A 24,804-nucleotide genomic window follows, 5' to 3' on the forward strand; every position below is an offset into this window, starting at 1 on the left:
TTCCATGATTCGGGTCTCGGACATTACGGTTTACCTGAAATGCCCCAGGATATGCTATTTCGTGAATAGGGGGCACAATTTAGTAAACGACATCACCCCAGCCTACGTAGAGCGCATAGTATTGAAAGAACTGGCTTTAACGTATGGAGAGGCTTTTTTAGCGGCGGATAAACTTTCATTTCTTGGCGATGAGCTTGACAGGATTTCAGGTGAGATCCGTATAATCTACCGCAATGAGCTTTCAGGGATCGATGACGGCACGCTGGCAGATTCCGTGTCAAATGTCCGTTCCTGCCTTGGAAACATATGTTCGAATCTTTCTACAAACGGCGATTTTTATACAAACGATGCTCAGGTTGAGCCGCGGCTGCATTGTGAGAAATTCGGATTATCGGGAAGCCCGGATAAATTGATAAAGATAAACGGCGAACTCATACCATCGATAATAAAAACGGGCAGCATACCGCAAAACGGCATCTGGAGCAGCGACAGGCTGGCGCTTACCGCATACGCTGTTCTTGTGGAAGAGCAATATAATTCATCGGTAGAAAAAGGGTTTGTGGAATATGCGCGCTGGGGTAAGGTGAGAGAGGCGGTTATCAAACGGCATGAGCGCAGGAAGGTGCTGCAGATAAGGGACAGGATTAAAAAGATACATGACGGTTTCATGCCTGAGAAACCCAAGGATGCGCCGTGTGAATACTGCGGGTTCACGGGGATATGCGATGTGAAATCCACGCTTGCGTCAAGGTTTTTTTAACTTATATGAAAGTATAATGGTGTTGAGCTATTAATGAAGTATTACTTGAGAGAAAAAGATACCACTAAAAAGTAATAAAAAATTCCATGATTGTACCATTTAGTACGGTTATTAAATTGTAATCGTACTCGACGGTAGACACAACCAGCAAATATTGCAATTAATAAAATAATAACGCTAACCATCATTTCACCGCCACTTCAGCACTTTTTGCAGTGCCAAAGTACACTTATTATATACGTTCAAGGTGGTATATAAAATTTATTATATTAACATGATTATAATTATTATTATTCTAATCATAGGTAAATAATATCCATCAAAATTGTTCTATGCTTATGCTTATTGTGTACCCTGAAAATAGGTTATAGGAGAAAATTATTTATTGCCTATGTAGTACAAACGAATAAAATCCACTTTTATTTTCCCATCTGTTGACTGTCTCTCAATCTCTTCCCTCACATCATTATTAAAACCGGTGATATAATCACCATCAATCCCGATGTCGTAGTATTCAATTAAAACAGTAGAGAATCCCTGTCTTTCAAAAAAGAGCTTATAGCCATCCTTAGTTGGGGCAAAAGCCTTATTACTGATAAATATTAACATTATCTGTGGAGGTTACATCGATATGTTATTCATGGACACCTGGACGTGGGAACCGGAAAATAGGCGCGAAGTAGAAAAAAGATGGAGCGAATTCAAATATCCTGAAGAGCTGAAGGTCGTTGGCGAGTGGCTTGACCTGACCAGTAACAGGATATTTGTCCTGTACGAGGTAGATGACCCCAAAGTCATGCTGGCAGCCAATGATATGTGGCTGGATATCGCGAAGGTTGATTCTGTGCCGGTGATGGAGGCTAAGGAAGTGGCGAAGATATTCGCGGAGAAGATGGGATAAGGGTAGTTTATTCTACCTTAACCTTATAGGAGTCTCTGCAAATTGATTACACTCCCGAAAATTGTTTTTTGCCTATGTAGTACAAACGAATAAAATCCACCTTTATTTTCCCATCTTTTGACTGTCTCTCAATCTCTTCCTTAACACCATTATTAAAATAGGTGATATAATCATCATCAATATCAATGTCGTAGTATTCTCTTCCAGTATATCCATTCGCAGTGCTTGAAAGATATATATTGAATGCATCTTCTGTTGAATAGTACGTTTCCTCATACTCTACTTCAATTAAAACAGTAGAGAACCCCTGTCTTTCAAAAAAGAGCTTATAGTCATCCTTGGTTGGAAGGCGAAACCACGGGTCTCTCCAGTGAGAAAAGATGGGTCTAATCTTTTCATCCTGCACAACTTTAGATATAATTCTGTCACTCCATGGTACCCAGTTATAGGTTCCAGGACAGGCAAGCCCCAATCTACCGGATTTCTTTAATGATCTGAAAACTGCTGCTATTGCCTTGGCTGGATCCCTGAACCACGGCAGTGCAGAATTACAGAAGGCAATGTCGAATTCGTTATTGTAATCCATATCTTCAGCCGCGACCTGCCTGAATTCTATCCCCGGATACAATGCTCTGGCCTGTTTAATCATGCCGTCAGAAATATCTATGCCTGTAACTTTTCCGCTTGTTACTTTACTGAGCAAATTCGTAATATGCCCAGGTCCGCAGGCAACATCAATGGCGCTATCTGTACGGCCGATTTTTAAGAGATCTAGCAGCTTCAGTGCTGCTTTTTGCTGAACCAGCGATTTTTCTTTATATTGACCTGATATATTATCGAAAGTGGTCATGTTAAGCTCCTGCGGCTACGACGTTCTTAAAGACCTAAACTTCCACTCTTATCGAATCTTCCTCTATTTTAACCTTATATGTTTCTATATCATACGTCTTAATCTTATCAAGGAGTGGGCTTACATACTGGAAAAATCTCTTCACACCTTCCGGGAACGGCTCATCTCCAAAATCGCGGGGAACAGGACCGCTCAATGCTTCGCCAGTCCGTATGTCGAACTGTGAAAAGTGCAGGGGACAGGTCAGAATATAGCCTTCCAGGGTTCCCATTTCCAGAGGGGCATTCGTATGACCGCATCGTCTGCTGACTGCGTATATTTTCCCATCGTAATTACACAGAACAATCTCTTTGCCATTCGCTTCAACTGCTTTCATTCCCCCGGGGGCTATATCATCCACTTTTGCTACTTCAACGAACATTTTAGCCTCTTTTGATTTCACTGAAAGGAATCTGCTTCAGTTCATTCGGATTGGTAACGTCCTTGTGCACAAAAAGTAAGCACCAGCAGCGTTTGATGGCATCGAAATGTTCCCTGTGGAAAGGTATGCAGGGACAGACTATTTTCATATTCTCCTCACGTTTCTTCGTGAGCCCCTGGCATGGACAGAAGGGGATGCCGTGTTTCTGTTCTAACATAACCTCCTGTTCAAGTAAAAAATCCACCATCTCCTCATCGGGACTGAATTTGTAGCCCAACGGGTCTACTACTTTCTGATACAGGTATCTCAAAGCCTTTTTTCTTGATTCAACGTTCATTTCTTTATTCCAGCCCTAATAAATCTGAATACTTTTCCGGGTTATATCCCACAACAATCTTATCGCCAATTTTCACGAACGGAAAAGCCATGCCGCCGCCAAGCCTCCCCATTTCTTTCATTATCTTCTCCTGTTCTTCCTCTCCCTGCAGGTCATAATCCACATAATCAAAAGGAATATTTTTGTCCTTGAAGAATAGTTTTGTTTTCCGACACCACGGGCAGGTACTGAGCGTGTACATGAATATTTTCGCCATATTTCCTCCTATATCTTTAGAAATATTTTTCCATCCGATAACTTCCATTCATAAACAGGTATTTTAATCTCCCTTGCGTCTAAAAACTCACCTGTCCTGATATCAAATCTCCAGTCATGGCACGGGCATTCGATTGTATAATCATCTAATATACCTCCTGCCAGCGGGCATGCCATGTGCGCGCATTTATTCGATATAGCAAAAATCTCCCCCGCCGTTTTGATAAGAAGAACCGGTAATCCTTTCGGGAACACCATGTTCAAGCTGTTTTCCTGCAATTTATTCTCCTCGATTGCAAAGACCCATGAAGATTCAGGCGCCAATTTTTCCACTTCCAATATAACTATTGGTAACGTTAGTATATAATTCCTGTTGTACAGACCGCAAGCTTTATTTCGGATACTTTACCATAAGAAAATGGGAGTGATAAAACTATGAGCGTGGAAGAAAACCTGCGACTGATGAAAACGCTGGATGACGCATGGAATACCCAGGAATGGGATACGTTCAAGGAACGCCATGCTGAGAATGTAGCCGTGTTCTGGCCGGGACAGCCTGAACCCACGAGAGGACGAATGGCGCATCACAGGGAAGCTGTGGAATTTTTCAAGACAATTCCCGACAACCGTGTGGAGAACAATCCATACAAGATCCTTTTCGGTCAGGGCGACTACACCTGCTCGGTAGCCGAATTTACAGGCACAATGAAGGGAGCGATGAAGGGTCCTGGCGGCAAAATTATTCCGGCGACCAACAAAAAATTCCGACTCGAGTTCTGCACCGTCGCCCACTGGAAGAACGGGGAGATTGTAGAGGAGAGGCTCTTCTACGACCTGGTGGGAATGATGAAGCAGCTTGGATTGATGTGAGCCTAGGACAGCAGTTTTCCAAGAGCACCGCTGCCTGCTTTTTCCAGGATAATTCTGTCCAGCGACAGACCGCCGGCGCCGTTTATCGCAAGATACAGTGCCACGAGGAGAAGCGCAAATACATATTCGAACCCCACTTTTCCGCCTGCTATGAAAAATCCCTGGGGTAGATGGACTGTTACCAGAGCAACTGCCATATCGATGGCTATGAGGGCTGCACCCAGCCGTGTGAAAATGCCAAGTAACACCATGAGCCCGCCAAAGAATTCCGCGAAGATTGCCATGATTGTGAGCGCGGGCGGGATTCCAAGCTGGGTCTGGAAAAACTGGAGCGTTGCATCGAAACCAGCTCCTCCGAACCAGCCGAGGAGCTTCTGTGCGCCGTGGGCAAAAAGTATTATCCCAAGTGCAGCCCGCAGGATTATCAGGCTGTAATTCTGGGATTTTTCAGGGCTCAGAACTTCGCCCCGGTCAGCGTCTTCGTCTCGGTAACGCCCTTCAACGCCCTTATCTTATTGACCACGATATCGCTCAGCGTCTCGTAATCGGGCGCCTGTATTTTCGCTATCAGGTCGTAATCCCCGAAAAGCGGATACAACTCCTGGATTTCCTCAAATTTTATCAGCGTGTCAAAAACCTTTTTTTCAGCGCCTGGAGCGACATTTATTAACACAAAACCTACTGCCATTTTTTTCACCCGCAATCTCTATTGGGCTTTGGGAATATAATGCTTTCCAAATGAATAAACGTGATGATTATTTTACAATCACGCTGCCTGCGATATCTGGATATTCAGTAATATTCTGATTTACGGGATTGTATTCGCCCAGCACAAAAGTATAATTTCCGGACTGGTTGAATTGGTAAGGGTATTTATCCGAATATTCCATAAGCCTGTCTTTAAACAAGCCTTCTTTGCTTATCAGGGCAACCCTGGGGCGCTGGTTTTCCCCGTTATCCCAGATTATGGTATCTGACCTGTTAATGGTTAGAACTTTAGGATTAAAACCATGTGTAACATCCATTTTTACAGAATATTTCTTTGGCTCCTGCATAACCTGTATTTCGGCAGGGGTTTCGGTTGATACAGCTCCTGACGACTGAGTTGTATTTACAAACTGGGCATTCGTCTCAGGCGCCTCGATTTTCGGTGATTGGGGCAGCAGGAATTGGAGTGCGTAGATTAGCAAAATAGACAGAATAATGACAACAATTGCACCCTTCACCACCATCATATTTTCTTTGATTATTCCAGGAGTCCGTTTTTTTATTTCTGCCATCCTGTCCTTTGATACTGGGATTTTTACCTGCATGATGGTTTCCTCAAGCTCCTCAGGTTTTTTTGCCTCGGAGAAATCCTGGTACCAGTCGCATGTTGGATTTAAACAGAACTGCGCCACTGGAATATTCACAAAACCTAACCCTATGGATTTTCTTATACTCTTTGTCTGGACATTGCCGCCGCATTTCGGGCATTTCTTGGCAAATTTCATAAACCGTATATAATATTCTGGCAGTATTAAGATTAACGGAAATCTATATAAAAAAGACCCCATATTTAAATACCGGGACTGACTAACAAAAACCAATGCATATAAAACCGCAAATAAGGGTTCTTGCCATCGACGACTCTGCTTTGATCAACGAGAAAGTAACCATAATCGGGACTTTCTTCCGTGGAGGTGGGCAGCTCGACGGCGTCCTGCGTTCTGAGATCACAAAAGATGGCATGGATGCCACTGATATTATTATCCAGATGATTAAGAATTCAAAATACTATTCCCAGATCAGGGTCATTATGCTTGACGGTATCACGTATGCAGGTTTTAACCCTGTGGATATAAAAAGCCTTTACGATGAAACAAATATCCCGATCATTGTTTTCATGCGCTCATGTCCTGATTTTGAAAAAATCAAATCAGCCCTTGAAAATTTACCCCAATCAGAAAAAAGATGGGAAATAATCCAGCGTGCGGGTAAAATATACAAAATTGCACAGGAGAATCCTGTTTTTATTCAATTCACTGGCATAGATAAGGAAAGCGCTGTTGAGATTGTGCGTAAGACCTCCACACACAGCAATATCCCGGAACCTCTAAGAGTTGCGCATCTTATTGCCACAGGTGTCGTGCTGGGGGAATCGACGGGGAAAGCCTAAGTTCTCTGCACAAAGATATTAAAAATATTACCTTCGCGTTTGACTGCGAGCAGTTTGTTCCCTGACTTTTTTGCCCATGAATCTATATTCTGGGGAGCAACAGAGTCGTCTGCTATTATCTCTAAAATCTGCCCGCTTTTTAACTGTTCAACTTTTTTTTTCGTTAAAATAAGAGGATAGGGGCAGCATTCGCCCCTCACGTCAAGAGTTTCGTCTGGGATTATCTCAGCCATCAGAATACCAGGTTAACATCAGCCTCAAGTATCCTGTCCGTTAATTCGGAAAGTGAGATCTTCTTTATCCCGGCAATGATTTCGCTGTCGTTTATGCCGCGTTTTGCAATATCCCTATCAAGAGCAAAGAAACTCACAAGCTCGATATTCTTGGTTATCTCAGCCTCAACTGTCGGGACATCCTTAATCCATACTGCAAGGTCTCCGTAGCCGGTTTTCTGCCCTTTGACAATGGAATGAACGCCGCCGCTCACAAATATCATGATGGCTTCGTTTCCCGCAGCCACCTGCGAAGCTGCCATCGGGATTGCTGAGAATGCATCTTCCTTCCCGTAGGGGGGCTGTGTTACTATTATATTTACTTTCTTGCTCATGTTTTCACCCTATGAGTATGGTCTTGTCCGATTCGCCAGTCCACTCGCCGAGGTCGTAAAGTCCGCCGATTATGACACCTTCTGTCTGGTACTTTGTTACCCCTCGTGCATCCGTGCATTTTATGCATGCGACTGCATCTGCTTTGGGTTTCTTCAAGCCTTTCTTGACGATAGTTCCGAAAATGGTTTCTATGGGAGGGAACTCCTTTGGTGCCTGGTCCCTGTGCGCAATCAACGTGGCATCAAGATAGTTAAAAAAATTTACTGTAATGCCCTTTTCCTTTGCAGCGTGTGCAAGCCTCATCATTGTGAACACACCCTCGTCCCTGTAAGGACCGTTTATCGATACGATTGTAAGTTGTTTTGTCATATTATCACCTAAAACCACACGACTCTGTCGTGCTCCATAATGAAATCAAGCAGCGTGCCTATTTCCTTGATTTCCACCCGGCTTATTAATTTATTGGTGAGTGAACGTGAAAGCACAGCCTTGTCGTCTGCGTATATCTTTATGCCTTTTTCATGCGCGGCAGCAAGTTTATTTCCGAACCCTGATTTCCTTGCAGCAGTGACGCCGTCTTCAACCAGATACAGCGATACATCGTTCCCTTTTTCTTTTGCATCAAGCCCGATATCGAGTGCGAGATCGGGTGTTTCTGTTGTATATGGGTCTTTTGAAAGGACCAGTAACAAGTTTGTCATTTTTTACCTCATTTTAATGTTGTTGATTTAGTCAATAACTATTATTTATGTTTAAATGTTTCGATGCAGGCAATATTAATAAGCAATGCGAACCATTTCGCAGGAAACATGCCGAGGTAGCCCAGCGGCCTAAGGCGCCGGTCTTGAAAACCGGTTGTGCTACGCACAGCGGGAGTTCAAATCTCCCCCTCGGCGTAGGATAATAGCTAAAGAATATAAAATCGAAGCTAAAGAAAAGTATGGCACACAGGATATTTTTTTCAGTATGCGGCGAGGGTTACGGTCACTCAAGCAGGGACATGGTGATAGCAGAGTCACTTACCGGCGCAGGCAGCGAAGTCCTGATGGGAAGTTATGGATACGTGTTAGATCGCTTAAAAAAGAGTTTCAATGCTGTTGAAATCAAAAACGAGTTCGAGATGGTGGGAAAGGAAGGAACTTTTGACCTTAAAGGCACAATATCCCGAAGTTCAAGCACGGCAATTCATTTTTCAAAAACTATTTCAGATGAGAAAAAAATCATGGAGGAATTTGGCGCAACATGCGTGGTATCGGACGGCAGAATCGCTTCGGTTTTAGCTGCTTTCAAACTTGGGCTGCCATGCATTATGATCTCCAATCAGACGAGCCTTGAGCCTTTTTTCAAAGACGAGACATTTTTTTTGCGCCTTGTTGGGAAACCTATGGAATTAATGATGAAAACTACAATGTCACTTACGGACGAGGTTTTAATCCCGGATTTCCCGCCTCCGCATACCGTGTGTATTAATACCCTGAGCAAAAGCAGGCATATCATGAAAAAACAGCGCTTTATCGGACCGGTAGTATCTATGAATGGTGTAAGCCAACAGAATATCCCTGATATGCCAGAAAAGCCTTTTGTTGTAACAATTCTTGGCGGGCATTCATTCAGACTTCCCATTTTCAATGGAATCTTAAAGATCGCCGATAGATTCCCGGATTTCGATTTCCTTATATTTACAAAATTCAAGAGCGAAAATATACCGAAAAATGTCAAAGTAATGGGATTTGCGGAGGATATTTCTTCGTATATGCAAGGTGCCGAATTGATAGTCACACAGGCAGGACACAGTACTGCTATGGAGATATTAACACTCGGAAAACCAGCCCTTATTATTCCTGATAAAGGACAGATTGAACAGGAAAGCAATGCAGCACGGATGAAGGAACTCGGGATTTGCGAAACCCTTGATTATGCATCCCTTGATACCGAGTCTTTTTTTGAAAAAATAAATTTACTATTAAACGATTCAGGATTCGGGGAAAGAGCAAAACAGTACGCTGAGATGGCAAAAAAGATGGAGGGATGCAAAAAAGCAGCAGATATAATTTCAGGGTTATCTGACCGGATACAATGCTATTAGAATGTTTTTTTCAGGCGTGCATGAGTGTTTTTTGTCAAAGAACAGATTTTTTCATCTGTAATTTCGTTTCGAGTATGAGTATTTTGAAGCTTTGCCTCCATTGGTAACTATGTAAAACCATTCATAAAGGGATTTTATAGTGCCAAATTGCTGGAATCTTCGCATTGAGAATCCAACTCTCATGCGACTATCCAACATTACATGACCTAGTTTTTTCATTCTTTGTGCAATCTCAAGATCATCGCCTGCATCGATGCATCGATACATGCCGGACTTGATGAATGCCTTTTTATCAAAGGCGGTATTGCATCCCAGCGTATAATAAAAGGTGCGGGTATAGTATCCTATTCTGGAAAAGATATTTGCACTTGAGAGGAAGAACTTATGTTTTATCTCTTGTTCTAATGGATAAACAATCCCATAAACTTGCGCAATATCATGTGTTTCAAAATCATTCTTTATTATCTCCAGCCAATCAAAAGGAATAAAGCAATCTGCATCAGTAGTAGCTATGATATCTCCACTGGCAAGATTTACTCCATCATTCCTCGCCCCTCCCACCTTTTTGCTACTTTGAATAATGACATCATCCGCATAAGCCCGTGCTAATTCACGGGTGCTGTCTGTTGAATTTCCATCAACTACAATGATTTCGTATTTATCCCGGTGAAGTGTCTGGTGGCAGAGTGATTGCAGACAGGTTGTAACGTTCGCTTCTTCATTATAGGTAGGGACAATTACTGATATCATGATTCGACCAGCTTCCTGTATAGATCATAATGCATGTCAGCAATATTTTTGATGTCGTAATGCTCGGTAAAATCACGAGCTTTGGCTGAATTGCGCCGCAATGAAACGTCATCTGTGATGTGGGCTCCTGCCTCCTCAATATTACTGAAGAACAGCGCCGCATCTCCGAAAATCTCTCTAAATTCTGGTATTCCGCGAGCAACTACAGGTAGACCACAGGATAGCGCCTCCAATATTGCCAGTCCAAAGGTCTCTGCATACGAAGGCATGAAAAATACATCTGCTCCACTGTAAGCCTCTACGATGTCGGGAATAAACCCAGTAAATATGGCATTCTCTCTACACAAGCTCTTTATCTTTTTTATATTGAGATAATCCTTTGACAGCGCCCCGTAAGGAAACCCGCCTACCCAGACCCAGCGTATCTCAGGATACTTTCTTGAGAGTTCAATAAAATCGTATATACCCTTTCGCGGTGTTAGCTGAGCCACCGTGAGCACAACTTTATCGTTATCATCGATATGGAAATTGTCCCTGAAAATCTTCCTTTTACCTGGATCCTTTTTGAAATAATCTCTATCAATTCCATTCGGTATTAATGTAGCAGGCATATCTGGTACCATCTGTTCAATCTCCCGCTGGCATGAAAGCGATATGTTGATAATATGATCAAACTTTCGATATATAGAGGGATAATGGGAATTGATGGAACTGCAAAAAGCCAGATTGCCTTCATTAAGGCGAGGTGTGGAATGCGCAGTCAATACCTTGATACCTTGGGAATATTTTCGATTCAAAAGTGATAGTGGCCCAAAAGTATGGTAATGTACCAGATCAAAATCATGACCATTCGAGTTCCACGATATGTCCATCCCTGGCATTTGGGATAAATGACTATATAACGTCTTTGCTACTGTTGCACATCCAATGTACTTTAAAAAAAGCATATCCTCCGCGAAAATATTCACTCGCATCAGTTGTTCCTCACAAAATTTATTGCACTTCTAATACAGTCATCCATATTGAGATATTTAAACTCTGCAAAACGCCCAATGAGCCCGATACCCCTCCTTGCGCAGAAATCTTTCACTACGGTTACATTCTGAATATAATCGAGATCGTATATAACATAGGCATATTTTTGCCTATCCAAAGCAGCTAATACCACATCTTTTTTGCTAGTTATAATCTCCATGTTTTTAAGCGCTGAGATTACATGGGTAATTATATCATTGTCGGTCATGGCTGATACCTGATCACCTTCGTGATATGTAATCTCAACGAGGATTGACGAGTGTCCAAGCGGTGCAACCTCGGTACTGTAGTTGGAAGGGAATGAGACCCGGTTAAAGAGCCCTAAATCTTTCTCATGAACATACAGCCATGAAATGTCCGGAACTTTACCCCTTATGCCAAGGAAAACGCATGCAAGCGAGTTATACTTTAATTCATCACAACATCGCTGGACACTTTCAGGGACATTATCCAGGCATTTCAGGAGATCCTGTAATGGGATGGTTGATATGCAGCGATCGGCAGTAATTTTATTGACACCGTCACTGATAATAAACATTCCATCTTCTACTCTGATCGAAGAAACCGTGAATCCTGTTTGTATGTTTTTTTCAATGAGTAATGCGATTGCTTTGATCATGGCTTCTATTCCGCCTCTTTTAGGGTAATTAAAAATTGCTTGGTGGGTATATCCTTCTGTCTCAATCCCGACAGCAGACTTTATCACATCCTCAACCGGGGGTCTGGGAATGCGCCCTTCTACCCAATGCAACGACATAAATTCCGTGGGAAATTTCCAGATTTTCTCGTTATAAGGGATCAGGTATAAATCAGCTATGCCTTTCCCGAAGGTGTATGTTATCCACTCACGAAAATTTTTAGGGGGTTGCAATTCACCTTTTTCAACTGCAATCAAAGTCTTGACAAATTCGTTGATACAGAAATAAAGATCCTCCTTTGGAAGCTGATATAGCCCATTTTCAAAAGGATATTTGATATATCGCCCCCTGTAGAAAATTTTTGTATTGCGTTTGTTCTGTTGGCTGTTCTCTCCCAGCACATCACGCATGAATTTGAGGACCTCTGCATCCCGGCTGAAAATGATGTGTGAGCCTCCTATATCAAAAGTGAACCCTGAATCGCACCTTGAACGGCATAACCCTCCATAATCAGATTCTCGCTCAAGTACTAAAACTTCATTACCTTTTTCATGAAGCAGTCGGGCTACCGTGACACCGGTAAGACCTCCACCTAGGATCGCGGTTTTCACATCCTATAACTTGTTATCACTACTTATATAAGTTAATGTTTTCTATCGACAATAATTTCAGGGTTATCTGACCGGATACAATGTTATTAGAATCTTTTTTCACCCTTGCAAATCTTGAATCTAAAAATATATATGTAGCAACTCCTATCTGGGACGATTAATAATGCTAAATGAGATGCAATAATGGCAAAAAAGATTAAACTCTCCGAACTCGGAAGCCTGCTTGGCGGCGAAATCCAGTCCCTCGAAGGAGTGAAGATAGAAGGCGATGTGGAGATCGACCTTGGACAAATGGGGCTCAGCCCCCAGCTTGCATATGCGCTGGGGCATGAGACGGCGCAACTTGCCCTTCACTTAATGAATATCTCCAGGATTCTGGGTTATCCCATTGACCAGATGCTCGGCGCCGCCCCCCAGCCGAAGAAGCTCTCAAAATTAATCGAGTCAAAGTTCAGCGTCGGCAGAACCGAGGAATGGAAGACGCCGATACAGGAGGTGGTGCTGGGTGCTACTTCCTCTGACGGAGGCTCACGCAAGAGCACGGTAACACTGGGAGGGGAGGGAGCGCTTCCGTATTATTTCGATTCCCCGATGCCCCACCGCAATTACATAACCATGGATGTTTTCGACATGCCCATAAACATGGCAAAGGCTGTCAAATCCAACTATGAGGACGTAATCAACAGCCCTGCAGAGTGGGCAAAAAAGGTGGTACGGGATTATGGGGCAGACATGGTCACGATCCATCTCATAAGCACGGACCCCAATGTCAAGGACACCTCTCCGAAGGACGCGGCAAAAACAGTGGAAGATGTTCTCCAGGCTGTGGATGTTCCGATCGTGATCGGAGGCTCCGGCAATCCTGAAAAAGATCCTGCCGTACTTGAGAAAGCTGCAGAGGCAGCAGAAGGTGAACGCTGCCTGCTTGCCTCGGCAAGCCTGAACCTTGACTATGCGCGAATAGCGGAAGCAGCCAAGAAATACAACCATGTCGTGCTTTCATGGACGCAGCTTGAGATAAATGCACAGAAAGAGCTGAACAGGAAATTAATGAAGCAGTGCGGCGTGGCGCGCGAGAATATGCTGATGGACCCCACGACCGCAGCACTTGGATACGGCCTTGATTATGCTTACACCAATATGGAAAGGATAAGGCTTGCAGGCTTGTCTGGCGATGCCGAGCTCAATTTCCCCATGTCGAGCGGCACCACCAACGCATGGGGAGCGCGCGAGGCATGGATGGTTTCATCGCCTCTAAAAGAAGACTCGGACTGGGGACCCCGTGAATACAGGGGACCGATATGGGAGATTGTCACAGGATTGACTTTATCGCTCGCAGGCAACGACCTTTTTATGATGATGCATCCAACGGCTGTGCAGGTTTTGAAAGAGATAACCCAGACGTTGTACGGCTTGAAGGAAACCGAATTAATAAATATCGATAACTGGATATCGGCGGTGGTATAATGAAACTGAATAGCCCGCTTCAGGTTTATAAGTATTTACCCCAGACAAACTGCGCGGAATGCGGCGAAGCGACATGCATGGCTTTTGCATCCCATCTCATTGACCGCTCAAAGAAGCTGGAGGATTGTCCTCCCATGCTTAAAGGCGAGTTCAAGAAAAAATATGTAGAGTTACAGACGCTTCTTGCTCCAGAGATACGTGAAATCACAATAGGCACTGGGGAACATGCCAAAAAGATAGGCGGAGACGACGTTCTCTACCGCCACCAGTTGACCTTTTTTGACCCCACCGCGTTGGCCTATGATGTCTGGGACACCATGCCCGACATCGAACTTGTGGAGAGGATAAACAGGATTCAGAACTTCAGGAAATTCTATGTCGGAAAATTCCTGAAAGTGAACATGGTGGCAGTGAGGTGCGTTTCAGGAGATGCGCTAAAGTTTGCCAGTACTGTTAAGAAGGTAAGTGAAACAACGAAACTTCCCCTGATACTGTGCTCTTTTGACCCGGCTGTTCTTAAGGCTGCACTTGAAGTGGTCAAGGATGAAAACCCGCTGATATACGCTGCAACAGAGAAAAACTGGGGAGAAGTGGCAGAACTTGCCCTGAATTATAAGGTTCCAGTGGTGCTGTTCTCGACTGATCTGGATAAACTCAAATCGCTTGCTCTGACGTTCCGGGAAATGGGAATAAAAGACCTTGTGCTCGATCCAGGTACTTATCCGCAGGGAAAGCAACTGAAAGAAACCTTCGAGAGATTCGTAAAGCTTCGCCGCGCCGGTATAAAAGAAGGGCAGAAGGATATAGCCTATCCGATTATGGCTGTTCCACTGAATGCATGGCTTGTTTATAAGGACACGGTGACGGCTTCCTACTGGGAAACAGTGCTTGCTTCGGTTTTCATGGTCAGGTATGGGGACATCATGATTCTTCACAGCCTTGAGCCGTATGCCGTATTACCCGAGGTTCATATCAGGGATACGATTTACACAGACCCCAGAACCCCTGTTAAAGTGGCGCCTGGCGTGAATGAAGTTGGCTCGCCAACAAAGGATTCGCCAGTGATAATTACAACCAATTTTGCCCTCACTTATTATACTGTGGAGAGCGACCTTTCTTCCAACAAGATAAACTGTTATCTTGCAGCTGTGGATACAGACGGCATAGGAGTAGAGGCTTCAGTTGCAGGCGGGCAGCTCACCGCAGCCAAGATAAAGGATACCTTCCAGAAAGCCAATTTCGAATTCAAGGATAAGACAACTCATAATACCCTGATACTGCCAGGTCTTGCAGCCCGGCTGCAGGGGGATGTGGAGGATGCGACGGGCTTGAGGGTTATGATAGGACCCCCTGATTCCGGGCGTATCCCGGGATGGATGGAGAAAAATTGGCCGCCTAAACCAAAGTAAAGCCCGGAGCTTTTTTTCAACTCCACACGAGTTCATCAATAATATCTATATACTTAAAAGTTGTAACTGGAGTAGCCATAATTTGGTAGATTTAAGCCATAATTTGGTTTAAGGAGGCATTAACATGGTTAACGAGAAGTTAGCAGAATTCGTAAAAACTGCAAAACCATCTGTGGCCGTAGTCGGGCTTGGTGGTGCAGGATGCAATATAACGACTTGGATTCACGAAAAGGGAATGGCTGGCGGCAAGATTATCGCAGCCAACACTGATGTAAATCACCTGAGTACAATGAGCAAGGCTGATAAGCTGATTTTACTTGGTGAGAAATTATGCAAGGGGCATGGATGCGGTGGATATCCTGAAATGGGTGCGCAGGCAACCAAAGAGAATATTTCAGAGATAAAAGCTGAATTAGAGGGGGCAAACCTCGTTTTCCTCGTTGCAGGATTGGGAGGAGGAACAGGTACAGGCGCGATCCCTGTCGTTGCAGAAGTGTCAAGAGAAGTCGGGGCACTTACAATCGCATGCACAACGATTCCTTTCAAGATTGAGCAGTTTAGAAGAGAGAAGGCAAGAGAAGCCATAAAGGCACTCACAGAAAGCTGCGATTCAACTATCGTGATCGATAACTCAAAGTTAAGGGAAGTGGCAGGAAACCTTCCTTTGAAAGAAGCACTCGCAGTCGCAAATGCACTTGTGGGCGCGTTCGTAAAGAACATAACCGAGACAATCACCCAGCCAAGCCTTATTAACCTTGACTATGCAGACCTTCGTGCTGTCATGGAGAGGGGCGGGATATCCGCTATTGGCATAGGCGAAGGCGACGGCGAGGACAGAGTGGCAAAAGCCGTATCACAGGCAATCGCTGTTCCATTGCTCGATATCTCCGACATGGCAGCAACGTATGGTGTGCTCATCCACATCGTGGGCGGCGAGGACTTAACTCTCGAAGAGGTCGCTGTAACTGGCGAGTTGATCATGGACAAGGTCCCGAATACCAAGAGGGTTATCTGGGGCGCAAAAGTGGATGATCAACTGACAGGCAGAGTACGTGTGATGGCGGTCTTGACAGGTGTCAAGAGCCCATTCATGGAAGGTCAGTAAAGTTTAAAGTGATGTGATAACCACATCACATAATTTCTTTTTTATTAGATTAAATTTGACATATCGGTATTCCATACGTTTTTTGCTTATTATCTCATATAACTCAACTGGATGAGTTCGATTTCGATAGAGTCAAGCAATGAAAACCAGCTCACGGTTGAGGAGTATGTGCGCTATATCAGGATAAAGGAAGAGATTCAGCAGATTTTAGACAAAGCAAATATAAAAGAAGCTCTGCGCGAAGCAGAGGAATCCATCAATGGGCTTACCATTGATTTGACAGTAAAATGCAGAGTATGCAAGAAAAAATATTAGATTCCCGTCTTGAATCTCAGTATCGCCCCTATCCCTCCAAACGCCGTGAGTAATTGATTGCCTTCTTCAAACTCATTTGAAATGAAAACTACGTTCGTCCCCATCTGGTCTGCAATGGTTGAAAGCTCATCCACGATATCAATGGACTCCACGATACGGAGGCTTGACCCGCACTTAGGACAGTTCCCGGGCTGGTATTCCTCCTCGCCGGGTTTTTTCGTAAAGGTCTTCTTTTCCTCAAAATCACAGTTATTGCATTTCAGCGTGAGGCGCATCTTTCGAAGTTCATCCGAAAGCAAAAGCGTCTCCACAGAACCCATCTCCAGGTTCTTCCTGACCTGTTCCTCGCCATAGGAGGCAAGCCCCATCTCATTCACAAGTTCTTTAAGGAAACGCTCCATGTGTTTTTTTTCCTGGACAACTTCCACATTTTGCAGGGCATCGCCAAGTTTATCGAAAAGTTCGGTCAAACCCGACTCATCAGTGTTTGCCACATCGAAAAGGCCAAGTATCTTTTTCTGTATCTCATGATGAAGGAATTCGCCCGCTTCAAATTCTTCTTTGGTGGGAGATGGTCCGCCTATGAAAACACCCTCGAAGTCCTTAGGGTCAATCCCCAAATAGACTTCGCTTGCGGCATCTGCGATGCGTGTATAAAAGTCATTAATGGCAATGAGGCGAAGCTGCTGGAACCTGTGAGAACTCTGACCTCCTTTTCTCTGCTTGCCAGGAACATTAGAAGTAAGATGAGCCATCTCTTCGATATGCTTGCCGCGCAGCACGCCCACAGTGGCCTCTCGCCTGTCAATAACAAGGAGACCGTATGTCTTTTTTTCATGAAGCATCTCCTCAAGCGGCGTGAGAAGGAAGGATGAATCGCAGTGGTACTTGTATGACGTTATTGGCTGAGGCGGCTCGATTATGTATGTCTCCATATCTGTCTTGTTAGCGCCTATATCCACTGCGCCGCAGAAAATCACAACGCCGTCCTCGGGCGCTTTTGGTATTAACTTGAGCCTTGAAAGCAGCGATTCGATTGCACCAGTCACGTTCTGTCTTGTCACTCTTGATTTGATGTTGGATGCCTGACCGAATTCTTCCCTGAGCTGGGAGGCTACTTCGTGTATCTGTTTATCATGCGGGATGTAGAGCGAGATGAGCTCCGTGCCTCTGCCGTGCTTGTTGCGCAGCGCATCAAGCGTTTTTTTGAATTCGTATTTTTTATGGGCTTCTGATTCTACCATCGGGTATGCTCCGAGAAACAGGAGATTTTGATTCATTCATATTGGCTAAGATAGATAAATGTTGACTCAATTATATTCTATTCTTGCCCCTTCGTTCCTCGCCTTAGTGATAAACACCTGCCCTTTTTCCCCCAGAAATTCCTTCGCTATTTTTTTGAGATTCCATGTATCCTCTCCGAATGCATACACAGTGGGACCGAATGAACTCATGCCTGCGCCGTAGGCGCCGGCGTCTCTCAGCGCCTTCATCAGCTTCATTGAAACCGGCTGAAGTTCCACTTCCTTCTTTTTGAATCCAATTTCCTGAATCGCGTTAATACTTTTCCCGAAGGTCAACATATCCTCTTCCACAAGCGCGGGCAGAAGCTGCATCAGGATGATATGGGACAGTTTTTCCACTTCTTTCAAAGGCAAAGGACATTCTTTCTGGAATATGTTTACCTCGTTCTTCAATGACGCACCTTTTTGCTCCGGCACTGCAACTACAATATCCCAGTCAGGAAAATCCCTTCTCAATAAAACAGGCGCAGGCGGAAGCTTGCTTGCCGATGAAGGGAGAAAATCCTTCTTCATGCTGAACTTATGCCCTCCGTCGAGAATGAAGCCTCCAGTTTCAAAAGCAGCCACGCCTATGCCGCTTGTGCCTCCTCTTCCGACTTTTACCGCAATCTCGTACACGCTAAGACCAAGGTCATATAGTTTATTAGCAGCCATTCCTGATGCAAGGGCAGCCTGCGTTCCTGAGCCAAGACCTATATGAGAGGGATAATCCTTTTCTATTCCGATGTTTATTCCTGCGCCTTCAGGCAAAAGCTTTGTTGCGCTGTGTCTCATTCTTTCCGCATGCTCGCTTTCTCCTGTAATCTCAACGATGTCCGATTTCTCCGCATTTATGCTTATAACAGGCTCATCAAGCGTCAGCCCGATGCCCCCGTCCACGCGCCCGATGCTTGCATTCATGTCGATTAAAGTTATATGAAGGCGGGATGGTGTGGTGATTTTTAACATATTTTGTTAATGCACAATCTTGGCAATGTCCATCTCAAGTATATCCTCTGCACCCAGGCTCTTGAGTTTCGGGATGAGTATATTGATCTCACTCTTGCTTATCACGGTTTCAACGGCATAATAATCCGATTTGTAGAGTTTCGAGACCGTGGGTTTCTTCATCGCCGGCAGTGCGCTCACAACACTGTCCAGTTTATCTTCGCGTACATTCATCACAATAAAAACCCTGCCTCGCGCTTCCAGAACAGCCAGCAGGAGGATTTTTATTTCCTCGATTTCCTTCCTTTTCACGGGGTCTTTCCAGCTTTTCTTGTTCGCTATGAGTTTTGTATTGGATTCAAGTATAATGTCCACGATTTTTAATCCGTTTTTCCTCAGAGTCGAGCCTGTCTCCGTAAGGTCAACAATAACGTCAACAAGTTCAGGGACTTTCGCCTCTGTCGCCCCGTAGGAGTAGCGTATATCCACAGGGATTCCAAGCTTATCAAAGAACCGTTTCGTGAGTTTAGGATACTCTGTCGAGACCCTGCTCCCGGGTTTAATATCCTTTGCGCTTTTTATCTCCTTATCAACAGGAACTGCAACAACTATTTTCACTATCCCCTCTCCAAGTTTGCTGTAGAACATATCCGCTACTTCCACCACATCGGCATCCGACTCTATAACCCAGTCCTTTCCGGATATTCCCAGGTCAAAGTAACCCTCTTCAACGTACTTGGGTATTTCTTGCGGCCGGAGTATCTTGACCTTTTTTATCCTCGGGTCATGTACCGTGGGGTTATACTCGCGGTCGGTTTTTCTTATCTCAAGGTCTGCCTGCTTGAACAAAAGCAGCGTCTGTTCCTCAAGGCTGCCTTTCGGGAGAGCGATGTCTATCATACTAACCCTAACATGAATTCAGCGATTAAAAGCTTTGCTTTACTTGGATCCCTTTCTCGAATTTCTTTTATTGAAAACCACCTCAAGAATCCCATTCTTATACGTTGTTTTCATGCCAGTTTTATTGACCCTTGCAGGCAGGTTGATAACCTCTCTTACGGTTTTTGCATCGTTATCTGCTGTTATCTCAAGAACCGTTCCTGAACAGGTCAGTTGAATCTTTTCTTCCGCCATTCCGGGAAGTGATACCACGGCATGAATATTTTTCTCCGTTTCAAGTATATCCACAGGGGTTTTCCCAGGCGCTTCGGCAGCGATCCCTGAATTAAAAAACATGTGCGGGCACAGGTTTATTGAGATTTCAATATTTACAGGTCTGTCTTCCGGCAGGTTCATCTCATCTATAATATTATCGATAGCTTCCTCTAATTGTCTCAGGAATTCTTCAAATTCATTTCGTTTTCTCATAGTTTCATTTTCCTTTTTTTTTGTCTTTGGTGGCTTTCGAAAAATCCAGTATGTCTTCATACTCTTTTTCTTCCCATGGAGTGGGTCTCACCGTACTGAAGGCTTTTTCAAAATGCTCGTTTCTAATTCTGACATTGAGCGCTTTTTTCTTTACATCCTCTCTTTCCATTCCGGGTTTGATGGCTTCTCTCAGAGCAATTATCGCAGCTTCACGGCACACCGCCTCGATATCAGCGCCGACATAACCTTCAGTTCTCACTGCAAGCTTTCCCACATCTACCTCAGATGATAAGGGCTTGCCTTTTAGATGGATATCGAATATCATCTCTCTCTCTTTCAAATCAGGAGGTCTTATGAAAATAAAGCGGTCAAACCTTCCGGGGCGAAGCAGAGCAGGGTCAACCATATCAGGTCTGTTCGTGGCTGCCACCACCACAACGTTCTTTAATTCCTCAAGCCCGTCAAGTTCCGTGAGTATCTGGCTCACCACCCTCTCGGTCACGCCTGTATCGAATGCCGCACCCCGTACCGGTACGATTGAATCTATCTCGTCAAAAAAGATGATGGTTGGCGCTGCCTGCCTTGCTTTCCTGAAGGTTTCCCTGATTGCGCGCTCGGATTCTCCCACGTATTTGCTCAAAAGCTCAGGTCCTTTTATGCTTATGAAATTCGCCTGGCTCTCGGTAGCTATGGCTTTTGCAAGCAATGTCTTCCCCGTGCCCGGAGGTCCAAAAAGCAGCACCCCCTTCGGCGGTCTTGTATTGATGGCTTCGAATGCTTCGGGATATTTGAGCGGCCATTCAACCGCTTCGATGAGTTCCTGCTTCACGGATTCAAGCCCCCCGATATCTTCCCACCTCACCGCAGGCACTTCAACGAACACCTCACGAAGGGCAGAAGGCTCGATATTGCGAAGGGCATTGTGGAAATCCCCTCTTGTGACGGTGATTTTCTCCATAATCTCGGGTGGGATCTCCTCTTCGATATTGATTTTCGGCAGGATATTGCGAATTGCGTGCATGGCAGCTTCCTTGCAGAGCGACGATATATCCGCACCCACGAAGCCGTGTGTTATGTCTGCCATTTCGCGCATCCCTTTTTCCTCGGACATATCCTCCGAAAGCGGCATTCCTCGCGTATGGATTTGAAGTATTTCAAGCCTGCCGATACGATCCGGGATACCGATTTCTATCTCGCGGTCAAACCTTCCCCCGCGGCGAAGCGCGAGATCTATTGCATTGGGTCTGTTCGTGGCTGCAATTACGATCACCTGCCCGCGCTTTTTCAGACCGTCCATAAGCGAAAGCAGCTGCGCCACCACGCGCCTCTCCACCTCAGCCGTAACTTCCTCCCTTTTTGGGGCAATGCTGTCTATCTCGTCTATGAAAATAATGGTAGGAGCGGTCTTTTCTGCATCATCAAAAATCTCACGAAGTTGTTTTTCACTCTCACCATAGTACTTGCTCATGATCTCAGGTCCGCTTATCGAAACGAAATTTGCATCGGTCTCGCTTGCTACTGCCTTGGCTATCATAGTTTTACCCGTGCCTGGAGGTCCGTGAAGCAGAACCCCTTTTGGCGGCTCTATACCGAGTTTCTCGAACAATTCAGGGTGGCGAAGGGGAAGTTCTATCATCTCCCTTATCAAGGCGATTTCACGCCGCAGTCCTCCGATATCTTCATAGGTAAGATGCGTGGGGCGCACTTCCAGCTCTTCCATTACCTGTTCCTTTACAACCAAGCTTGTGTTCCGTGTTACTATAACAGGTCCTGGAGGCTGTGTTGAGATGACGATAAACGAGAGGGGATTGCTTACCGTCTCTACCCTGAGGCGCTGTCCCTTCATGAGAGGTCTTCCCTCAAGTAGGCGGAGCAGGTACTGCGGTCCTCCAACCAATCGGATTTGCTGCGTGGGGGCAAGCACAACCCTTTTTGCCTCCTGGGGAGCGATTTTCTGTACTGAGACCTTGTCGTCTAAACCAATACGGGCATTCGTCCTGATGTTCCCGTCTATCCTTATAAGCTCGTTCCCCTCGTCCTCCGGATAGCCAGGTCTTGCTATGGCGCAGGCTTTTTCCTTGCCGATTATGAGGACAGTGTCGCCGCTCAGGATGCCAAGCTTTTCCATAATATCACGTTCTATTTTTGCAACCCCGCTTCCGGCATCCCTGTGATAGGCTTCTGCAACTCGAAGCATTATTTTTTCGGTCATAGATTCTTAGTCATGTTTTATTACTGATAATACATAAAGCATGACATGGATTTAGAACATCGGTAATTTCACAGTATATCAAATCTGGGGCATGGCGCCTTCGCTATTAAAACGGATATTCCCTTCTTTTTGAGTTTTTCCAGAAGTTTGTCTTTTAAATCAATGTCCTGCGGGTCTATTATTGCGGTATCTTTGACACACGTTTTGATTAAATCTGTTAAATCAGGAACTTCCTGCCCCCCTGTCATGGCAGCCACCTCGTTCTGCAGCACCACGACCAAGACCTCATGTTTATTATGGACTGCGTTGATAAGTCCGCAAATCCCTGAATGTGCAAGACCGAAATCACCGATTATCGCTATTCCCTTCCTGCTGAACCCGCACGCTGTGGCAATGGACGAGCCGAGGGAAAACGCGGCGTCAAGGAGGGAGAGCGGCGGCGATGCTGTCATTATGGAGCATCCGATGTCGCCTGCCACGGGCACTCCTAGCTCTTTTATCGCCCTGTAAAGAGGGATGTAGGGGCAGTCCTCGCAGAGGGGACGGCTCCCTCTTTTCTTGATGGTCTGTGGTATTATTCTGCGCTCTACTGCGTCGTTGTTGATATTTTTGATTGCACTTCGTATATCCCTGGCTTCAACGAGCCCGTAAGGCAGGTGTCCTGTTAGTTTCCCGAGCACTCTTTTTGAAAGCTGTCTTTCAATAACGGGTTCTGTCTCTTCCACAACGAGCACGCGGTCATGCTCTCCTATGAAGCGGTTAATTAACCGAAGTGGCAGGGGATTGGTTATTGCGAGGTAAAGATGGGAAAAGTTTTGAGGTTTTATGGATTCAACGAGAGATGCCGGGAAACCTGATGAGATTACTCCTGTGCCGCCTCTTTTTTTATATTTGTTGAATTTTGAGCTTTCGGCGTACTCACACATTTTTGGATAAGACGTGCTGTGAAAACGCTGGTGTTTGCCCTGCATTGTGAGATGCCATATTTTTTTGTCAAAGGATATGTGTGCAGCAGGTTCGTTTCTCCTTGTAACTTCGCCCTCACTTTTGAGGAGTCTATCCGTAATTCTGATTATCACGGGAGTACTGGCATCTTCTGACAGAAGAAACGCCTCTTTGATACACTGGTAGGCAGTTTGCGGCGTCGATGGGTCAAATACCGGAACCTCTGCAACCAATCCGTAAAAACGCGAATCCTGTTCGTTCTGGGATTTCTGTGCGCCCGGGTCGTCCCCTGCAATGATTACCACGCCTGCACCTATCGTATGCGTTGCAGAAGAGATAAGCGGGTCTGCGAGGATGTTCACACCTACATGTTTTGCTATCACTGCGCTGCGTTCCCCGCATACCGATGAGCCGAGGGCAATTTCAAGTGCAACCTTTTCATTCACAGACCATTCATGCTTTGTTTTGATAGCTTCCATGAGTTCGGTTATCGGGAAACCCGGGACTCCAGTCACTATTTTAACGCCGCAGTCCGAAAGCGCAGCAGCTATGGCCTCAAGACCATTCATAGAGTTTTTCATAGTGCCACCGCTTCATCATTGCGCGAAAACCATGGAAGTGCTGCCAGAGCGCCAATTACGCCTTTACCATCAATGCATATTTCAACGCCATTTTCCTTTGCTGTTTTTTGAGCAAGTTCCTTTGATACAATCCCGCTCCTGCACAGCCTGCTGTATTCCATGAGAGCGGAGGCATCAAATTCCGATAGAGCCACCATTCCGGTCTCAGGGGACACGCTGTATTTTAGAAGTCCTTTTCTTATTTTTGCAAGCAATTCTTTTTTTGCTCCGCCGATGCATGCAAATTCAAGAACCGTCGAAACGCAGTTCTGTGTCTTCTCTGGCACGGGATAAAGCTGGACAAGGGTATGGGAGATGTACTTATGCTCAGGCGTATCGACCGCATCTGCGATATTGTGGGCGAGCGTCCAGGTCGCTCCAACCTCTTTTGAATCTGTGTTGTCAATTCCTACAAGCACTCTTTCCCTTCGCGGGACAACGATTGTACCGCTTGCACGTTTTCCTCCTCCCGACTCTGAAATTCGACAGCGCAGAACACCGTTCGCATAGGCTCTGCATGTGGTTGCCCCAACGCCTCCGCCCCCGAGACCGCTGTATGTTATCTCGATTTCTTTATCATTCACGAAGACCGATTCAATTCCCGCAGCCGCTGTCGATGAGCGCAGGTCAAGGGGTGAATGCCCTGTTCTTACGAGGTAGCGCATCATGTCGCCCACAGAACGGCTTTTGATAACAAGCGGGCTTTTGGAATAATGGTATAATGCCCATGCAGAGCCTCCGTAGCAGCTGGAATGTTCCATTATCTCCACAAGCTCGTTTTTCCTGTCCGCAACTGCATAGATGCCTTTATAAGTTATATTATAAGGGTCGGATAGATGCATATTTACACTG

Annotated in this window: 32 protein-coding genes and 1 tRNA gene; 10 read left to right on the forward strand and 23 right to left on the reverse strand. The window is 45.2% G+C overall.

Annotation, left to right across the window (positions count from 1 at the left end; translation table 11 throughout):
• Positions 1-4: 4 nt before the first annotated feature.
• On the forward strand, positions 5-760 hold the full coding sequence (locus tag O8C68_01310) for a Dna2/Cas4 domain-containing protein (protein ID MCZ7394440.1): 756 nt from the start codon (positions 5-7) through the stop codon (positions 758-760).
• A gap of 378 nt (positions 761-1,138) precedes the next feature.
• On the opposite strand, the gene O8C68_01315 is transcribed toward O8C68_01310, so the two are convergent.
• The gene (locus tag O8C68_01315; protein ID MCZ7394441.1) at positions 1,139-1,369 is read right to left on the reverse strand and encodes a hypothetical protein; all 231 of its coding nucleotides are present in this window, start codon (positions 1,367-1,369) and stop codon (positions 1,139-1,141) included.
• A gap of 22 nt (positions 1,370-1,391) precedes the next feature.
• On the opposite strand from O8C68_01315, the gene O8C68_01320 reads away from it, so the two are divergent.
• A complete protein-coding gene (locus O8C68_01320) occupies positions 1,392-1,661 on the forward strand; it encodes a DUF3303 family protein (protein MCZ7394442.1) in 270 nt (89 codons plus the stop codon).
• Between the two features lie 46 nt (positions 1,662-1,707).
• Here the strand turns inward: O8C68_01320 and O8C68_01325 are convergent, their stop codons facing one another.
• The 5 genes from O8C68_01325 to O8C68_01345 are packed head-to-tail and all read right to left on the reverse strand — an operon-like array spanning position 1,708 to position 3,857.
• Entirely contained in the window at positions 1,708-2,511 is an 804-nt protein-coding gene (locus O8C68_01325; GenBank protein ID MCZ7394443.1) for a methyltransferase domain-containing protein, read from the reverse strand.
• Between the two features lie 34 nt (positions 2,512-2,545).
• Positions 2,546-2,932, reverse strand: coding sequence for a Rieske 2Fe-2S domain-containing protein (locus tag O8C68_01330; protein ID MCZ7394444.1), 387 nt, complete (start codon positions 2,930-2,932; stop codon positions 2,546-2,548).
• A gap of 1 nt (position 2,933) precedes the next feature.
• Positions 2,934-3,269 (reverse strand): ferredoxin:thioredoxin reductase, encoded by a 336-nt coding sequence (locus O8C68_01335; protein ID MCZ7394445.1) that lies wholly within the window; start codon positions 3,267-3,269, stop codon positions 2,934-2,936.
• Between the two features lie 4 nt (positions 3,270-3,273).
• Positions 3,274-3,525: a glutaredoxin family protein gene (locus O8C68_01340; GenBank protein MCZ7394446.1), complete on the reverse strand. Its 252-nt coding sequence runs from the start codon at positions 3,523-3,525 to the stop codon at positions 3,274-3,276.
• An 8-nt stretch (positions 3,526-3,533) separates the two neighbouring features.
• Entirely contained in the window at positions 3,534-3,857 is a 324-nt protein-coding gene (locus tag O8C68_01345) for a Rieske (2Fe-2S) protein (GenBank protein MCZ7394447.1), read from the reverse strand.
• Positions 3,858-3,959: 102 nt separating this feature from the next.
• On the opposite strand from O8C68_01345, the gene O8C68_01350 reads away from it, so the two are divergent.
• Positions 3,960-4,394 carry an ester cyclase gene (locus tag O8C68_01350; GenBank protein MCZ7394448.1) on the forward strand — a complete coding sequence of 145 codons (435 nt, stop codon included), beginning with the start codon at positions 3,960-3,962 and terminating at the stop codon, positions 4,392-4,394.
• Positions 4,395-4,396: 2 nt separating this feature from the next.
• Here the strand turns inward: O8C68_01350 and O8C68_01355 are convergent, their stop codons facing one another.
• The 3 genes from O8C68_01355 to O8C68_01365 form a co-directional block, all read right to left on the reverse strand.
• Positions 4,397-4,792 carry a DoxX family protein gene (locus tag O8C68_01355; protein MCZ7394449.1) on the reverse strand — a complete coding sequence of 132 codons (396 nt, stop codon included), beginning with the start codon at positions 4,790-4,792 and terminating at the stop codon, positions 4,397-4,399.
• Positions 4,793-4,848: 56 nt separating this feature from the next.
• A complete protein-coding gene (locus O8C68_01360; protein MCZ7394450.1) occupies positions 4,849-5,082 on the reverse strand; it encodes an Lrp/AsnC ligand binding domain-containing protein in 234 nt (77 codons plus the stop codon).
• A 67-nt stretch (positions 5,083-5,149) separates the two neighbouring features.
• Positions 5,150-5,887 (reverse strand): hypothetical protein, encoded by a 738-nt coding sequence (locus O8C68_01365; GenBank protein ID MCZ7394451.1) that lies wholly within the window; start codon positions 5,885-5,887, stop codon positions 5,150-5,152.
• A 95-nt stretch (positions 5,888-5,982) separates the two neighbouring features.
• Here O8C68_01365 and O8C68_01370 point away from each other — a divergent pair, with 95 nt between their 5' ends.
• Positions 5,983-6,552, forward strand: coding sequence for a DUF99 family protein (locus O8C68_01370; protein ID MCZ7394452.1), 570 nt, complete (start codon positions 5,983-5,985; stop codon positions 6,550-6,552).
• On the opposite strand, the gene O8C68_01375 is transcribed toward O8C68_01370, so the two are convergent.
• The 4 genes from O8C68_01375 to O8C68_01390 are packed head-to-tail and all read right to left on the reverse strand — an operon-like array spanning position 6,549 to position 7,861.
• Positions 6,549-6,785, reverse strand: coding sequence for a sulfurtransferase TusA family protein (locus O8C68_01375; protein ID MCZ7394453.1), 237 nt, complete (start codon positions 6,783-6,785; stop codon positions 6,549-6,551). The two genes, O8C68_01370 and O8C68_01375, sit on opposite strands and share 4 nt — an antisense overlap.
• Complete coding sequence (locus tag O8C68_01380) at positions 6,785-7,159, reverse strand: DsrE family protein (GenBank protein MCZ7394454.1); 375 nt, start codon at positions 7,157-7,159, stop codon at positions 6,785-6,787. Before O8C68_01380 ends, O8C68_01375 begins: the two co-directional genes overlap by 1 nt.
• Before the next feature lie 4 nt (positions 7,160-7,163).
• Positions 7,164-7,529, reverse strand: coding sequence for a DsrE family protein (locus tag O8C68_01385; protein ID MCZ7394455.1), 366 nt, complete (start codon positions 7,527-7,529; stop codon positions 7,164-7,166).
• 8 nt (positions 7,530-7,537) lie between these two features.
• Positions 7,538-7,861 (reverse strand): DsrE family protein, encoded by a 324-nt coding sequence (locus O8C68_01390; GenBank protein ID MCZ7394456.1) that lies wholly within the window; start codon positions 7,859-7,861, stop codon positions 7,538-7,540.
• A gap of 110 nt (positions 7,862-7,971) precedes the next feature.
• Between O8C68_01390 and O8C68_01395 the strand changes: the two genes are divergently transcribed.
• Positions 7,972-8,056 (forward strand) — tRNA-Ser (locus O8C68_01395).
• A gap of 44 nt (positions 8,057-8,100) precedes the next feature.
• Positions 8,101-9,246: a UDP-N-acetylglucosamine--N-acetylmuramyl-(pentapeptide) pyrophosphoryl-undecaprenol N-acetylglucosamine transferase gene (locus O8C68_01400; protein ID MCZ7394457.1), complete on the forward strand. Its 1,146-nt coding sequence runs from the start codon at positions 8,101-8,103 to the stop codon at positions 9,244-9,246.
• A gap of 51 nt (positions 9,247-9,297) precedes the next feature.
• On the opposite strand, the gene O8C68_01405 is transcribed toward O8C68_01400, so the two are convergent.
• From O8C68_01405 to O8C68_01415, 3 genes are all read right to left on the reverse strand, one after another.
• The gene (locus tag O8C68_01405; protein MCZ7394458.1) at positions 9,298-9,996 is read right to left on the reverse strand and encodes a glycosyltransferase family 2 protein; all 699 of its coding nucleotides are present in this window, start codon (positions 9,994-9,996) and stop codon (positions 9,298-9,300) included.
• Positions 9,993-10,619, reverse strand: coding sequence for a glycosyltransferase family 4 protein (locus O8C68_01410; GenBank protein MCZ7394459.1), 627 nt, complete (start codon positions 10,617-10,619; stop codon positions 9,993-9,995). The genes O8C68_01405 and O8C68_01410 overlap by 4 nt, the downstream gene beginning before the upstream one ends.
• Before the next feature lie 350 nt (positions 10,620-10,969).
• Positions 10,970-12,280: an FAD-dependent oxidoreductase gene (locus O8C68_01415; protein ID MCZ7394460.1), complete on the reverse strand. Its 1,311-nt coding sequence runs from the start codon at positions 12,278-12,280 to the stop codon at positions 10,970-10,972.
• A gap of 183 nt (positions 12,281-12,463) precedes the next feature.
• On the opposite strand from O8C68_01415, the gene cdhD reads away from it, so the two are divergent.
• The 4 genes from cdhD to O8C68_01435 all read left to right on the forward strand — a co-directional run bounded on the left by cdhD (position 12,464) and on the right by O8C68_01435 (position 16,576).
• Complete coding sequence (gene cdhD / locus O8C68_01420) at positions 12,464-13,747, forward strand: CO dehydrogenase/acetyl-CoA synthase subunit delta (GenBank protein MCZ7394461.1); 1,284 nt, start codon at positions 12,464-12,466, stop codon at positions 13,745-13,747.
• Positions 13,747-15,156, forward strand: coding sequence for an acetyl-CoA decarbonylase/synthase complex subunit gamma (acsC, locus tag O8C68_01425; protein ID MCZ7394462.1), 1,410 nt, complete (start codon positions 13,747-13,749; stop codon positions 15,154-15,156). The genes cdhD and acsC overlap by 1 nt, the downstream gene beginning before the upstream one ends.
• Before the next feature lie 124 nt (positions 15,157-15,280).
• Positions 15,281-16,261, forward strand: coding sequence for a cell division protein FtsZ (gene ftsZ / locus O8C68_01430; protein MCZ7394463.1), 981 nt, complete (start codon positions 15,281-15,283; stop codon positions 16,259-16,261).
• A gap of 111 nt (positions 16,262-16,372) precedes the next feature.
• Positions 16,373-16,576 (forward strand): hypothetical protein, encoded by a 204-nt coding sequence (locus tag O8C68_01435; GenBank protein ID MCZ7394464.1) that lies wholly within the window; start codon positions 16,373-16,375, stop codon positions 16,574-16,576.
• Here the strand turns inward: O8C68_01435 and prf1 are convergent.
• The 7 genes from prf1 to O8C68_01470 form a co-directional block, all read right to left on the reverse strand.
• Positions 16,573-17,820 carry a peptide chain release factor aRF-1 gene (gene prf1, locus O8C68_01440; GenBank protein ID MCZ7394465.1) on the reverse strand — a complete coding sequence of 416 codons (1,248 nt, stop codon included), beginning with the start codon at positions 17,818-17,820 and terminating at the stop codon, positions 16,573-16,575. The two genes, O8C68_01435 and prf1, sit on opposite strands and share 4 nt — an antisense overlap.
• Positions 17,821-17,886: 66 nt before the next feature.
• Positions 17,887-18,828, reverse strand: a complete 942-nt coding sequence (locus tag O8C68_01445) for a beta-ribofuranosylaminobenzene 5'-phosphate synthase (protein ID MCZ7394466.1) — start codon at positions 18,826-18,828, stop codon at positions 17,887-17,889.
• Between the two features lie 6 nt (positions 18,829-18,834).
• Complete coding sequence (hisG, locus tag O8C68_01450) at positions 18,835-19,707, reverse strand: ATP phosphoribosyltransferase (protein MCZ7394467.1); 873 nt, start codon at positions 19,705-19,707, stop codon at positions 18,835-18,837.
• Between the two features lie 39 nt (positions 19,708-19,746).
• Positions 19,747-20,175 carry an Hsp20/alpha crystallin family protein gene (locus O8C68_01455; protein MCZ7394468.1) on the reverse strand — a complete coding sequence of 143 codons (429 nt, stop codon included), beginning with the start codon at positions 20,173-20,175 and terminating at the stop codon, positions 19,747-19,749.
• A gap of 4 nt (positions 20,176-20,179) precedes the next feature.
• Entirely contained in the window at positions 20,180-22,387 is a 2,208-nt protein-coding gene (locus O8C68_01460; GenBank protein MCZ7394469.1) for a CDC48 family AAA ATPase, read from the reverse strand.
• A gap of 68 nt (positions 22,388-22,455) precedes the next feature.
• Positions 22,456-23,913, reverse strand: a complete 1,458-nt coding sequence (locus O8C68_01465; GenBank protein ID MCZ7394470.1) for a thiamine pyrophosphate-dependent enzyme — start codon at positions 23,911-23,913, stop codon at positions 22,456-22,458.
• Positions 23,910-24,794, reverse strand: a complete 885-nt coding sequence (locus tag O8C68_01470) for a DUF1743 domain-containing protein (GenBank protein MCZ7394471.1) — start codon at positions 24,792-24,794, stop codon at positions 23,910-23,912. Before O8C68_01470 ends, O8C68_01465 begins: the two co-directional genes overlap by 4 nt.
• Positions 24,795-24,804: the final 10 nt, after the last annotated feature.

It is taken from the genome of Candidatus Methanoperedens sp. (assembly GCA_027460525.1).
GTDB lineage: Archaea > Halobacteriota > Methanosarcinia > Methanosarcinales > Methanoperedenaceae > Methanoperedens.

Coding starts and splice junctions, on each gene's coding strand:
- O8C68_01310 (MCZ7394440.1), top strand. CDS start 5: ATGATTCGGGTCTCGGACATTACGGTTTACCTGAAATGCCCCAGGATA.
- O8C68_01315 (MCZ7394441.1), bottom strand. CDS start 1,369: ATGTTAATATTTATCAGTAATAAGGCTTTTGCCCCAACTAAGGATGGC.
- O8C68_01320 (MCZ7394442.1), top strand. CDS start 1,392: ATGTTATTCATGGACACCTGGACGTGGGAACCGGAAAATAGGCGCGAA.
- O8C68_01325 (MCZ7394443.1), bottom strand. CDS start 2,511: ATGACCACTTTCGATAATATATCAGGTCAATATAAAGAAAAATCGCTG.
- O8C68_01330 (MCZ7394444.1), bottom strand. CDS start 2,932: ATGTTCGTTGAAGTAGCAAAAGTGGATGATATAGCCCCCGGGGGAATG.
- O8C68_01335 (MCZ7394445.1), bottom strand. CDS start 3,269: ATGAACGTTGAATCAAGAAAAAAGGCTTTGAGATACCTGTATCAGAAA.
- O8C68_01340 (MCZ7394446.1), bottom strand. CDS start 3,525: ATGGCGAAAATATTCATGTACACGCTCAGTACCTGCCCGTGGTGTCGG.
- O8C68_01350 (MCZ7394448.1), top strand. CDS start 3,960: ATGAGCGTGGAAGAAAACCTGCGACTGATGAAAACGCTGGATGACGCA.
- O8C68_01360 (MCZ7394450.1), bottom strand. CDS start 5,082: ATGGCAGTAGGTTTTGTGTTAATAAATGTCGCTCCAGGCGCTGAAAAA.
- O8C68_01365 (MCZ7394451.1), bottom strand. CDS start 5,887: ATGAAATTTGCCAAGAAATGCCCGAAATGCGGCGGCAATGTCCAGACA.
- O8C68_01370 (MCZ7394452.1), top strand. CDS start 5,983: ATGCATATAAAACCGCAAATAAGGGTTCTTGCCATCGACGACTCTGCT.
- O8C68_01375 (MCZ7394453.1), bottom strand. CDS start 6,785: ATGGCTGAGATAATCCCAGACGAAACTCTTGACGTGAGGGGCGAATGC.
- O8C68_01380 (MCZ7394454.1), bottom strand. CDS start 7,159: ATGAGCAAGAAAGTAAATATAATAGTAACACAGCCCCCCTACGGGAAG.
- O8C68_01385 (MCZ7394455.1), bottom strand. CDS start 7,529: ATGACAAAACAACTTACAATCGTATCGATAAACGGTCCTTACAGGGAC.
- O8C68_01390 (MCZ7394456.1), bottom strand. CDS start 7,861: ATGACAAACTTGTTACTGGTCCTTTCAAAAGACCCATATACAACAGAA.
- O8C68_01400 (MCZ7394457.1), top strand. CDS start 8,101: ATGGCACACAGGATATTTTTTTCAGTATGCGGCGAGGGTTACGGTCAC.
- O8C68_01405 (MCZ7394458.1), bottom strand. CDS start 9,996: ATGATATCAGTAATTGTCCCTACCTATAATGAAGAAGCGAACGTTACA.
- O8C68_01410 (MCZ7394459.1), bottom strand. CDS start 10,619: ATGGTACCAGATATGCCTGCTACATTAATACCGAATGGAATTGATAGA.
- cdhD (MCZ7394461.1), top strand. CDS start 12,464: ATGGCAAAAAAGATTAAACTCTCCGAACTCGGAAGCCTGCTTGGCGGC.
- acsC (MCZ7394462.1), top strand. CDS start 13,747: ATGAAACTGAATAGCCCGCTTCAGGTTTATAAGTATTTACCCCAGACA.
- ftsZ (MCZ7394463.1), top strand. CDS start 15,281: ATGGTTAACGAGAAGTTAGCAGAATTCGTAAAAACTGCAAAACCATCT.
- O8C68_01435 (MCZ7394464.1), top strand. CDS start 16,373: ATGAGTTCGATTTCGATAGAGTCAAGCAATGAAAACCAGCTCACGGTT.
- prf1 (MCZ7394465.1), bottom strand. CDS start 17,820: ATGGTAGAATCAGAAGCCCATAAAAAATACGAATTCAAAAAAACGCTT.
- O8C68_01445 (MCZ7394466.1), bottom strand. CDS start 18,828: ATGTTAAAAATCACCACACCATCCCGCCTTCATATAACTTTAATCGAC.
- hisG (MCZ7394467.1), bottom strand. CDS start 19,707: ATGATAGACATCGCTCTCCCGAAAGGCAGCCTTGAGGAACAGACGCTG.
- O8C68_01455 (MCZ7394468.1), bottom strand. CDS start 20,175: ATGAGAAAACGAAATGAATTTGAAGAATTCCTGAGACAATTAGAGGAA.
- O8C68_01460 (MCZ7394469.1), bottom strand. CDS start 22,387: ATGACCGAAAAAATAATGCTTCGAGTTGCAGAAGCCTATCACAGGGAT.
- O8C68_01465 (MCZ7394470.1), bottom strand. CDS start 23,913: ATGAAAAACTCTATGAATGGTCTTGAGGCCATAGCTGCTGCGCTTTCG.
- O8C68_01470 (MCZ7394471.1), bottom strand. CDS start 24,794: ATGCATCTATCCGACCCTTATAATATAACTTATAAAGGCATCTATGCA.